The sequence below is a fragment of the Shewanella sp. SM74 genome, assembly GCF_025653725.1.
Taxonomy (GTDB): Bacteria; Pseudomonadota; Gammaproteobacteria; order Enterobacterales; family Shewanellaceae; genus Shewanella; species Shewanella oncorhynchi.
The window spans coordinates 232,420-244,584 of record NZ_JAKKRZ010000002.1; the positions used below are offsets into that span (position 1 = coordinate 232,420).

A 12,165-nucleotide genomic window follows, 5' to 3' on the forward strand; every position below is an offset into this window, starting at 1 on the left:
TAATAAAAAACGTATTTATAAAATATTTACTGCTATTGAAAGCACCTCTGTTACAACATTATTAGGTGTAGTCACAGTTACAAGTAATGTGCCTGAGTTAGGCTTATCTTCACCTTTTAATGATACGGTAAACTCACGACCACCGTTATGATTTGAACTCGGCCAAATATATTGGTTTGCACTAGTAACAGAACCTGCACTAACTACAAAAGTAACGACTGAGCCTGCTGGCAATTGCTGATTATGCAAATCAGAAAGAGTAAATGAAGCAGAAGCAGTTCCCTTTCCATAGATCTGAATTGAACCACCAAAATGCTCTCTAGCAACAAGCACTGTTATAGGCTTACCATCTTCATCGACACCATCAACTAGTTCTTGATCAATGATTTTTATATCTTTGTCATTCGTTGCATAAGCAGCACTGCCTGACATAACCATAACAAGACTTCGGCGTACATAAAGCGACTTCTCATTACTCACACCATCGGCACAACCTACATGCACAGGATCGGAACATAAAACTCCATTATATTTATTGTCTTTAACATCGAATACCCCATTCGAGTTAAAATCAATTAATTCTTCTAGCTCACCACCTAATTGCCCACTGGCCTGCTGCGGGTTAAAAATACCATCCTCATTATAATCGTTAAATGCATCATTTAAATCAAATGATTGGCCCGTAACATCCTTACCAGTAAGAAATGTTGTCATTTCGCTAGCATCAAAACGACCATTACCATTCAGATCTGGGAATGACTCTTCACCAATTGCAGTAGCAGTAATAGTTGCACGCCCGCCATATTTCTGGCCATAAAAATTACCATAAACACCTAAAGCAGGATCTAGAATCATACCAGCTTCAGGATTACGAATTTGAATACCAGCACCATCAATTAGAACTTCACCTAATGGGCGAGGTAACTGACTTGTCCATTTCACAGTACAAGCCCCTTTTATCGTTTGACAGGCATCCTCAATAGACCCCCCCTCTGTAGTAAATGAAACTGTCGTTCCATCAGGCACAGGGTTATTAAACGCATCAGCTAAACGCGCAGTGACTAATACTTCTGAGCCATCTCGGTTCCAGCCTTCTGCATTTAAACTTTGTGCAGAAAGTGAAAAACTATCTTGGTCAGGAATACCCGTTGAAATAATCAATTGACTCGACTGACTTGATATTCCAGGAATAGAATTATCATCGACTGTTGCAGTTACTCTTAATGATGTGGCAACGGTACCAGTTGTCACAACCGTTTGTACAAGCCCCTCATTATTAGTTGTTGCCTCAAGAGGTGCAAGCTTTACGCCTCCAACGCCAGTATTCAAATTAAACTTCACATTCTGATTGCTAACAAAGTTACCATTTTTATCTAGAACTCTAAACTTAACCACTGACGATTCAGTACCACCAGTGCCAAGAATGCTAATATTTTCAGGAACCGCCGATACAAATACAATACTACCTATATCAGATCTTAAAACATTAATAGTTCCTGTGGCTGACAAGCTAATTCCACCAGCATTCGCAGTAACATTTATTTGATCTTCACCTACGCACCCTTGTGCTAAGTAGGTAGAAGTCGCAACGCCATTACTAGATGATACAGGCGAACTTATTTGTGCTTGGGCAGGAATTTTAGTTGCACACGTTGAAGAAAAGTTAACGTCCACAGGCTGAGTAAATGCATTACCTAGATCATCTTGAATTAAAACAGAAATTGTTGCAGTACCACCAGCAGAAACTGTAGTACTGCTAACTGCTGCCTTGCCCTTAACAAATGGATTGCCGCTTCCCATAACAACATTAGTTGCACCAACAACAACAATAGTATTACCTACTTCACCAGTAACTAGTGAAGCCATAACTTCTCCTGCACCTAAAGCACTTCCTGCATAAATATCAACAGTGGCCTTATCTTGAGCGTTCGTTACAGCTGTTTTAATTGGTAAATCACCTATTGGACTGGAAAAGGTCACAATCGCTGGCTTCTTAATACCTGTCACTGTTGCAACTAATTTCCCAGGTGAAAGAGTACTAATTGACTGTATTGGAGAACCATTTGCATCAGTTAAAACTAATGAAACTTGAGCACCGCCACCAGCTACACCACCATCACCCTTCATATTAAATCCAATCTTACCGGACTCACCACTGTCAATTTTTGCGCTTACTGTACCAGCTCCAGCAATCGTCGCAGTCACTAATGTAATACTCGCTACACCATTAACGTCAGTTAAGGCTGTTCCGATAGAGGGATTGAAAGATCCAATATTGCTATCACTGAGTGAAAAAGTAACTAAGATACCAGCAAGAGGCCCAAGTTTAGAATCTACAACTTTAGCAGTGACCTCCGCAGGGGCTATAGCCGAAATATCAATATTTGAAATTCCCATGGTGACAGTGACGACACTTGGCGTCGGCGGAGTACCGGAACCATCATCAGAGATACTGCCTCCACCACCACATGCTAATAATAAAAGCGAACACAATCCTGCGAGAAAAACCTTATACGCTGACTTCATTGTCAGGCTCCCTGTTACTCTGATGATAATACCTAAGCGAGACGCTTATTACTTATAGGCTAACATTACACAATTTTCACGCAACTTTCCCATAACTATCTTATTTTATTTCGCAAATCTGATAAATACTTTAACATTAATTGTCATTTCATCTTCACGATTTTCTTGCTAGTCTTGTGAGCGCCAAAAAATAGAATGTATAAAAAACACACAGGACTCTCTATGGCAATTTCTATAAAAAATAAACTCGGCCTTACAAGTAAAATTCTGATCGGTATGGGAACAGGTATTGCTTTAGGCCTCTTTCTCCGCAATACCTTTCCAGAAAGCGATATAGTAAAAGATTATATTACCGAAGGTTTCTTGCATGTTATCGGTACTATCTTCATCTCCAGCTTAAAAATGTTAGTCGTTCCTTTAGTCTTTATTTCATTAGTTTGCGGAACTTGCTCACTGAGTGAACCTTCAAAATTAGGCCGCTTAGGGGGGAAAACCCTCGCCTTCTATTTATTCACAACCGCCATTGCTTTAGTTATTGCGATTGTCAGCGCAGTCCTTATACATCCTGGAAACGCCTCACTGGCATCAGAAAAAATGGAGTACGTCGCAAAAGAAGCCCCAAGTCTTGCTGATGTGCTGATAAACATAGTGCCCACTAATCCGATGCAGGCATTGAGCGAAGGTAATATGCTGCAAATTATTATTTTTGCGGTGATTTTTGGCTTTGCTATTGCCCATATTGGTGAGCGCGGCAAACGTATTGCGGCGTTGTTTGAAGATTTAAATGAAGTCATCATGCGTGTCGTGACACTGATAATGCAACTAGCGCCCTATGGTGTATTTGCGCTGATGGCAAAACTTGCATTAACACTCGGTTTAGAGACCTTTGGTAGTGTGGTTAAATATTTCTTCGTGGTCTTAGGTGTATTACTGATCCATGCGTTTGTTGTTTACCCTACACTTCTAAAACTTTTCTCAGGCCTCAATCCCTTAATATTTATTCGTAAAATGCGTGATGTACAGTTGTTTGCTTTTTCAACCGCCAGTTCAAATGCCACTTTACCCATTACCATAGAAGCGTCTGAACATAGATTAGGTGTCGATAATAAAATCGCCGCTTTTACGCTACCGTTAGGCGCTACCATTAATATGGATGGCACAGCAATCATGCAAGGCGTTGCCACCGTGTTTATTGCGCAGGTTTTTGGCATTGAGCTCTCACTAACCGATTATGCTGTTGTCGTTGTGACTGCCACGTTAGCATCAATTGGTACAGCGGGTGTTCCAGGTGTCGGACTTATCATGCTGGCCATGGTGTTAAATCAAGTTGGCTTGCCAGTGGAAGGGATTGCCCTGATTATCGGTGTCGATCGCTTACTCGACATGGTGCGTACTGCTGTAAACGTCACAGGTGATTGCGTAGCAACTGTAATTATTGCTAAATCAGAGGGCGAATTTAACGAGCAAGTGTTTAACAACACTCAAGCGGGTAAAGTTGCTAGAAGTTTTGATGAGCAAGTTCATCATTTAGATAAATCGAACTAAACCTCACAAAGACCAAAATGACGCCCAGCTTCAGTGTTGGGCGTTTTTGTTTGAACGCAATACAGTTAACATGTCTATTGTTAGCAAAATGTGAACGCACCAATAGTACGGAAGTTTGTTTTTAGATACATTATGTTTACTATTTTAATACGTTTAATGGGAGGGGTATAAATGTGGTGGAGAAGTCTTTGGATCCTGATTGCATGCTGGTTATTGAGTGCCCACTTCGTACGTTACGAACAAATTAACTTTGCTATTCCTTTTGCACTTGCGCCTTTGGTCTTATTTTTTAACTCAGTTTACTTACTTCGTTTATTACAAATTTTATTATTTATAAGTGTCTTTGCCGTCTGGGGCGTCACAACCATTGAAGCGGTACATCTGCGATTAGCGCAAGAAATGCCTTGGTTGAGATTATCTTTTATCATGATGGCGGTGATGTTATTTACCTTAGGCGCGATTATGTGTGGCAACGGCATTTTGCGGATCAGAAAACAAAAATCGCCTTGGGGAAATTCCCCAATACGCTAACACTTTAACGGCAAAACCTTCTTATTCAACAATAAATTAGTACTTATTTTGACCACAAGTTCAACTCGGTCAGCAAAGGTTAAGTTCAACTAAGATATGCTGATCCTCTATTTGGTTATCAGTGTGATTTTGCGTAGACTAGTTTGCTAAAGCTTAGCTCATACACTTTAAGGCATTATATTATGAGAATTTTGGTTGTTGAAGACGATCCTATTTTATCCCACCACTTAAAAGTGCAATTAAGCGATCTCGGCAATCAAGTTCAAGTGGCACTGACTGCCAAAGAAGGTTTTTATCAAGCCACTAATTATCCCATCGATGTCGCCATTGTCGATTTAGGGCTACCCGATCAAGATGGTATTAGCTTAATTCAACAACTCCGTGAAGCGGGTCTTAAAGCACCAATATTAATTCTCACGGCACGAGTTAATTGGCAGGATAAAGTTGAAGGCCTAAACGCCGGAGCCGATGACTACTTAGTGAAACCCTTTCAAAAAGAAGAGCTTGTCGCAAGGCTTGATGCCTTAGTGCGCCGTAGCGCAGGTTTTGTTAAACCCGTGATTTGCAGTGGAGAATTGAAACTCGATCTCGCCGCCAAACAAGTCACTCTGGGTGACGAAGTCATGGAAGTCACTGCCTTTGAATATTTAATCCTTGAATATTTGATGCGCCATTGTCATGAGGTTGTCGCCAAGCAACGTTTACTCGATGTGATTTATGGTGATAAGGAAGGCGATCCCAATACGATTGAAGTCATGGTCAGCCGCCTGCGTAAAAAACTGACCCGCGATGGTATAGATAACCCCATAGTGACCATCCGCGGCCAAGGATATAAATTTAACCTGCCATGCAATTAAGATTAAAATTCAAGAAACGTCTGCTGACACGGATGTTTCTCACCTCACTATCAATTATTACCTTAGTGGGTTTTGGTCTCGCATGGATGGTTAATATTCTGCATGCGCAAAATAGTTATAACGAAGAAACGGCCCAACTCATTGCCGAAATTCCCCAAGTCGCCGCCGAATTACGGGAGCACGATCTTATCCCCGATACCAGTGCTTGGCTGGAAGAAAATAATAAACAAGAGCGTTATGTGATAGCGAGCTGCGATGACAAATTTAAGCAGGTTTGGACCTCATCCCTCGCAGTAGATCGTGGCTTATTTGATACCTGTGAGCGTTTTAACGAAATCCGTAACGACTCCCCGCCCTACTATCTCACCATGGCTGACGACAGAGGATATTTCGTCTATTTGCTCGCGGTAGAAATTGCCAGTGTGCATTACAACCTCCTCGTCATGAAAGATGCCGCCAAACTGGAGCAGGAATACAGTAAGTTCAGTAAACGTACTTATATTCGTTTAGCCATGGTATTGGCCTTAGCCTTAATTCTATTGGTCAGCGCCGCCTATTGGGGCATGCGTCCCTTGGTACGGATGCAAAATGAACTGCAATCAATTAACCAAGGGAAGAGTAAATCACTTTCTGAGGGCTATCCTGTTGAACTTGAAGGCGTAACGCAAGCACTCAACCAGATGTTACAACAATCGAGTGCCCAACAACAGCGCTATCAAAATGCTATGAATGACTTGGCACACAGTCTTAAAACCCGCTTAGCCGCCGTGCATGCCATTACAGATGACGCCAGTTTGAGTAAACAATCGGCGAGCGAAAAGATCATGGAACAAGTCAGCCAGATGGATCAGCTGGTCAAATACCAATTAAAACGGGCCATGTTAGGCCGCCAAGGCCTGAAGCAAGAACAAACTGTTATTGCGCCCTTAGTCGATCAATTAGCACAAATGTTGTTTAAAATTTATCGAGAAAAACAAGTGCAGTTCTCGGCCAACATCTCCCCTTCCTTGATGTTCCCCGGCAACAAGGGTGACTTAATGGAGCTGTGTGGCAACCTTATGGAAAATGCTTTCCGCCTGTGTATCAGCCAAGTGCATGTATCGGCTAAAATTAACTCACAAGGTGAGTTTGAACTCATTGTTGAAGATGATGGCCCTGGTGTTGAAGAAAGCTTAAGACAGAAGATTATCCAACGTGGCGTGCGTGCCGATACTCAGTCTCCTGGGCAAGGGATCGGATTAGCTGTCTGTGATGAAATCGTTCACAGCTACGGTGGCAGCTTAAAAATTGAAGAAAGTCGCTTAGAAGGGGCGCTCTTTAGGATCCGTATCCCAGTGTAATAAACTGGGATACTATCAGGCAATCACCGCATATAACTGTTCGGCTCGATTAAACATGATCCAAGAAGTGGCAATATATTTGTCACCACTCACAGGTTTATTTCCCCGATGTGAATGAGTAAATCCCGCAGGCGCTATCACCATAGTGCCTTTTTTAGGGGAGATTTTACGCTGTTGATAATAAAATTCGGTTTCGCCGCCCTCTTCCACATCATTTAAATAAAACATATAGAGCACGACGCGATGCAGAGCTTCATTGTGGCCATTCTGCGGGAATTGTTCCGAATGCCAATGGGGATAACCGCCTTTATTTTGCTGATACTTTTGAATATTAATACTGCCACTGCGATACAAATACTTCACTAAGCCATCGGCCCTAGGCGCACCCAGCGTCGCAAAATTAGTCGGAGTTAGCGTTACAGGTTGGCCCTGCTCATCACTCACTGACACAGCAACCGCACCCATTAATGCCATTGAATATTTTGTAAAATAATCTACCGCGCCCTTTAAGGTATAACCTAAGAGTTCGTTTCTGATGGGCTGCAGGTCGATGAAACTATCTAAGGTCAAATCGCGGCTGATCTTCTTCTCCAAATCGACGCCATTGCCCGTGTGTCCATCAACAACGCCAGCATGTTGCTCAAATGCCAGAATGAGACGGTCACACAAGTCATTCGGCAACGCATTAGGGTATACTTCAATAAAGTCCATACTTCCTCAATGGAGTGGCTACTTTCTAGGCTTACTATGCTGACATGTTAGTTAAGTAATTGTAAAGCAGCATCATTGAGATAAAATAACCCACATTACGCTTCACGATAACAAGAATATGAAAAAAAGCTGTAAAGTTTCAGTCCATCAACTTCAAGTCGGCAACTTTGTGCGTTTGCCCGTGGCTTGGAAAGATCATCCCTTTTTATTCAGTAGCTTTCATATTAAACAAGCTGCGCAAATCGAGTTGATTAAAAATCTGGGCATCGAACATGTCATCGTCGATTTAGAACGCAGCGACGTCGCCCCGATACATGCTGATGCAGTCAACCCTATCAAATTGCCGCCAAGTGCTGAAATCAATGTGCTTAAAAACGACATGGATCAATACAAGGCTGAGCAAATCGAAGTACAAAAAAAATTACGCCGTGACATTAATAAAACTGAGCAAAATTTTACCCGCTCAGTAGCCATGATGCGCAGCCTCATCTCTAAGCTACGTAATCGCCCCTTAAATGCGGTCGATGACGCCAAAGATTTGGTACACACCATAGTCGAACAGCTGCTCAACTCAGATAACTTAGTGCTGCATTTGATGAGTGATGCTAAGCAGGATGAAAGCATTTACTACCACTCCTTGAATGTTGCGATCCTCTCTATGCTGATCGCCAAAGAAATGGAATGGGATAGAAGTGAAATCGAAACGGTCGGTCTCAGTGCCCTGTTCCACGATGTGGGTAAATTAAAAATCCCACCACAAATTCTAAAAAAATCGACACCTTGGTCAGCACCAGAGCTTAATTTTATCAAACAGCATCCATTACTTGGGATTGAACTGCTCAAATTAGCCGATAATTTTCCCCAAGCAGCCTTACCTGCAATCACCAATCACCACGAGTTTCTCGATGGCAGTGGTTATCCCAAAGGCCTAAAGGAAGAGGCTCTCGATAAGGTATCGCAACTGATTGCGGTAGTGAACGAATATGACTCCTTGTGTTACCCAAGCCAACAGGGCAAAGCCAGAATGCCCTACGCCGCACTGGGGCATTTGTATAAGCAATACAAAACTAAGCTAAATCAAGAGTATATTGGCAAGATGATCAAGATGCTGGGCATTTATCCCCCCGGCAGTGTGGTGGAATTATCCAGCGGTCAATATGCCATGGTGATGTCGGTTAACTTAACTAAACTGCTATGTCCAAAAATATTGGTTTACGATGCCTTAGTTCCTAAAGACCAAGCGCCTATCGTTGATTTAGAGATTGAAGGGATCAGCATAGTGCGTTGCTTACCACCTGCGGCGCTTCCTGAAAAAGTCCACGAATATTTGAATCCACGCGAGCGAGTGAGTTACTACTTTGGCGGCGATAGTCGTAAGTAGTTGATTAAGAAACTGGTTTAACGATTATGTCTAACGAGCTTCACTCATTTAAGCAAAGTCATCGAGTCTCACTCATTGAATGAACGTAGTTAAATGGCAGTGATAACAATAAGGGGCGAATATTGCATTCGCCCCTTATTTTTAATTCGAGAAAACCAACACAGCTAGCGGCTGACTTATAACCAATGCTTACGTTTAAAGAAGAAGTAAGTACCTGCGGCACTGGCTAACATCATCACAATCGCCATAGGGTAACCGTATTGCCACTCAAGCTCAGGCATGCTGGCAAAGTTCATCCCATAACTACTGGCAATCAAGGTCGGTGGTAGAAACACCACAGCGGCAACCGAGAAGATTTTGATGATTTTGTTCTGCTGCAGACCACTGAAACCCATGGCCGCATCGAGCAGAAAGTTTAACTTATCGAAAATAAACTGACTGTGGGGCATCAGCGACTCGATATCCGACAACATTTCCCGCAAGTCCTTTAAATGTTCATCGGATAACTGGCCACGATAATAACGCTGCATATAACGCAGTGAACGCTGAGTATCGAGCAAACTTAATCGGATTTTACCATTAGAGTCTTCTTGCAGAGTGATGAGCTTAAATACATCGTCAAGTTCGTCGTTATCAAATACTTGCTCACCGACATTTTCAAGTACAGTGTAAACGTCTTCAATTAAGTCAGATAGATAATCCACTTTCAGATTGAATAATTCGAGAAACAATTCCTGCGGTGTCGATACTTCTAACCGTCCCAAACGCAAGTAGTTACGCAGTAAACGGATAAGACCTACGTCTTCTTCACGAATTGTCAGTAAAAAATTGCTACGAAGGTTGAAGGAAACGTTAACGCCGCGCACATCTTGGCCGACACGCTGTGGGAATAACGAATTAATATGCAAGCCGTCACTGTTTTGATAAAAACGTGCCGAGGCCTCAATTTCATTGATATCTTCTTCGTCAGGCACTTCTTCAACAGAAAAATGACTTAACCACTCTCGCTCCTCATCATCGGGTTTATACAGATCTAACCAAATGGTCGACGCGGGAATACTGTCCAGTATGCCGAGCTCTGTCACAGTAAGGTGACGATTATCATAGACATAAGCAGTAATCATTTGTCCTCCTGAAAAAAAACTTAAGTTAACGATTCCACTTAAGTGCAGGCTAAAAAATTGTCGCTAGTTTACCGCATAAGTTGGCAATGAAAAGGCGTGCAAGGTAATTTAGTAAAATAAATATGCCTTAATCGGTTTCGATAATTGCCAACCGTTCTTGGGTCGAAAAGCGAATATGGATGCCATCGATAGTGACCATTTTCGAGTCTGATATATCCCCTTTTCGCACACGATACTCGCCGTTATTGTCGGCATTCGGTGACACAATTCTCACAGTGACAATTCTATGCTGATCGCGCCAATACCAAACACTGTAACTCAGTAGGCTAAATCCAATCACCACAAACACACCCGTCAACAGGTATCGGCGCCACAGCGGTTCACTAAAACGCTTTGAACTGAGATTAACTGCCAGAGGTTCAATCTGACGCTTGCGTTTCACCAGTAAAAACCAAGCGCCAGCAATGACTAAGACTGTTAGTAAAATTTTAATGAGCATGGCTCTTTCCTCTGATAAACGTCCGCTTGTGCTCAATGGTCTCGATCAAGCCAGCAGCAATCTTGCATTGACCCTTCAATGCCACACAAGTTAGCGCATTATACGCAGACTTATGTGGATAAACTGTCTTTGGGATCAAGCTTAAAGTGCACAGTCAAATAGATAAGGCGAATGTAAGAGCCACACACATGCACATACACATACACATAGACAAAGCAGAACGTTGAAACAGAGTACAACAGACTTATGACAGGGCGAAAACACTGCGGGACCTATACCTAAAATTGATTGCTACAGATCACAACACTCAACATAAGTAAGTACCTGAAATTAAAAATCTTCAAATACCTTCGCCATCCGCTGAATTTGTGCCAAAGGAACGCCGTGGCGATTGCGTTTCGCGCATTCCTGCTGATGAGCCAGACTGCTTGGTTCACCCACAAGCACAATTCTAACTTGATAACCTAAGGCTTTTGCCGCCGCTTCATAGGCCATGTATTCCCAGTGGCACAGATTGGTATTGTCACAAATCACCACGGGCTCGCTTGAAGAAAGTGCCTGAATAAACCCCGTCAAATTACATTGATGAAACTCAGGTAATTTCTTGGCATCGAAACGGTATTCATCTTCATGGTAGAAAAAACTATCGGTCGAAAATACGCCACGTTGCCGCACGCCAATGGCTTTTTCTAATGGAAGGGAAAGAATATAAGTTTCAACCCAATGTGACTTACCACTGCCCGGTAAGCCACGCATTATAATCGCAACTTTTTCGCTCATGTGTTCGACTCACTGCCAATCACTCGACCCGCTAAAATGGTATCAACCAACTGAGGCACTAACTCCCCCGCTTTTCCTGTGAGGTGATATTGAAACTGACTGTGTCTATCAGGTGCCATCATATTCACTTCGACTGTTTGAGCCCCATGATGGTTAGCAGTATCCACAAAGCCCGCGGCAGGATACACAGTGCCAGAGGTGCCAATGGCAATAAACAAGTCGCAGTTATCGAGCGCATCGTGAATTCGATCCATCCCTAAGGGCATTTCACCAAACCACACCACATGGGGGCGTAATCGCTGAGCCGGAATACAACAAGTACAGCAATTATCGGCACCAAAGGGCTCACGTAAAATAAAGGTCTGACGTGAGCGCGGACAACGGCCTTTGGATAATTCACCGTGCATATGCAATAGACGGCGCGAGCCCGCACGCTCATGCAGATCATCAATATTTTGTGTGATGATAAGTAATTGACCTTTAAAGTCCGCTTCCAACTTTGCCAAGGCCACATGCGCTGCATTGGGTTCAACCGTGCCACTGTGCAGTTGCAACCAACGACTATTGTAAAATCGCTCTACCAATTCAGCATCACGCTCATAACCTTCTGGTGTAGCAACGTCTTCAATATGATGCTCTTCCCACAGACCATCTTGATCGCGAAAGGTGCGTAAACCCGACTCAGCAGAGATCCCTGCGCCGGTTAACACCACAATTTGCTGGTACATGCCGATTCCTTATTATTTTATTTATTTGAATTATTCTCACTGACTTTGGCAGCCGTGAATATTATTCCTTGGTATAACCATACAAAAACTATGCTTGAATTGCCGCAAAATATTGTGATTTAACGCCTATTGACACAATTTAT

The 12,165-nt window shown here is 42.7% G+C and carries 11 protein-coding genes; 5 read left to right on the top strand and 6 right to left on the bottom strand.

Translation table 11 applies throughout. The features are described from left to right. Positions 1-15: 15 nt before the first annotated feature. Complete coding sequence (locus L5M49_RS03110) at positions 16-2,526, bottom strand: hypothetical protein (RefSeq protein ID WP_263265431.1); 2,511 nt, start codon at positions 2,524-2,526, stop codon at positions 16-18. A 222-nt stretch (positions 2,527-2,748) separates the two neighbouring features. Between L5M49_RS03110 and L5M49_RS03115 the strand changes: the two genes are divergently transcribed. The 4 genes from L5M49_RS03115 (at position 2,749) to L5M49_RS03130 (ending at position 6,799) form a co-directional block, all read left to right on the top strand. Further along, a complete protein-coding gene (locus L5M49_RS03115) occupies positions 2,749-4,071 on the top strand; it encodes a dicarboxylate/amino acid:cation symporter (RefSeq protein WP_131523318.1) in 1,323 nt (440 codons plus the stop codon). A gap of 171 nt (positions 4,072-4,242) precedes the next feature. Then, positions 4,243-4,602, top strand: a complete 360-nt coding sequence (locus L5M49_RS03120) for a hypothetical protein (protein WP_028759715.1) — start codon at positions 4,243-4,245, stop codon at positions 4,600-4,602. Between the two features lie 182 nt (positions 4,603-4,784). Next, complete coding sequence (locus L5M49_RS03125) at positions 4,785-5,459, top strand: response regulator (protein WP_028759714.1); 675 nt, start codon at positions 4,785-4,787, stop codon at positions 5,457-5,459. Beyond that, positions 5,450-6,799 (top strand): sensor histidine kinase, encoded by a 1,350-nt coding sequence (locus L5M49_RS03130; protein WP_028759713.1) that lies wholly within the window; start codon positions 5,450-5,452, stop codon positions 6,797-6,799. Before L5M49_RS03125 ends, L5M49_RS03130 begins: the two co-directional genes overlap by 10 nt. 15 nt (positions 6,800-6,814) lie before the next feature. Here the strand turns inward: L5M49_RS03130 and L5M49_RS03135 are convergent, their stop codons facing one another. Continuing rightward, on the bottom strand, positions 6,815-7,510 hold the full coding sequence (locus L5M49_RS03135) for a 2OG-Fe(II) oxygenase (RefSeq protein ID WP_105252688.1): 696 nt from the start codon (positions 7,508-7,510) through the stop codon (positions 6,815-6,817). Positions 7,511-7,628: 118 nt separating this feature from the next. Here L5M49_RS03135 and L5M49_RS03140 point away from each other — a divergent pair, with 118 nt between their 5' ends. Continuing rightward, the gene (locus L5M49_RS03140) at positions 7,629-8,891 is read left to right on the top strand and encodes an HD-GYP domain-containing protein (RefSeq protein WP_028759711.1); all 1,263 of its coding nucleotides are present in this window, start codon (positions 7,629-7,631) and stop codon (positions 8,889-8,891) included. 176 nt (positions 8,892-9,067) lie between these two features. Here the strand turns inward: L5M49_RS03140 and corA are convergent, their stop codons facing one another. From corA to cobB, 4 genes are all read right to left on the bottom strand, one after another. Then, positions 9,068-10,015: a magnesium/cobalt transporter CorA gene (corA, locus tag L5M49_RS03145; RefSeq protein ID WP_105252689.1), complete on the bottom strand. Its 948-nt coding sequence runs from the start codon at positions 10,013-10,015 to the stop codon at positions 9,068-9,070. A gap of 127 nt (positions 10,016-10,142) precedes the next feature. Beyond that, positions 10,143-10,514: a hypothetical protein gene (locus L5M49_RS03150; RefSeq protein WP_168825387.1), complete on the bottom strand. Its 372-nt coding sequence runs from the start codon at positions 10,512-10,514 to the stop codon at positions 10,143-10,145. A 330-nt stretch (positions 10,515-10,844) separates the two neighbouring features. Next, positions 10,845-11,294 carry an ATP-binding protein gene (locus L5M49_RS03155; RefSeq protein WP_198572329.1) on the bottom strand — a complete coding sequence of 150 codons (450 nt, stop codon included), beginning with the start codon at positions 11,292-11,294 and terminating at the stop codon, positions 10,845-10,847. Beyond that, entirely contained in the window at positions 11,291-12,022 is a 732-nt protein-coding gene (gene cobB, locus L5M49_RS03160; protein WP_028759707.1) for a Sir2 family NAD+-dependent deacetylase, read from the bottom strand. Before cobB ends, L5M49_RS03155 begins: the two co-directional genes overlap by 4 nt. Positions 12,023-12,165 lie beyond the last annotated feature (143 nt).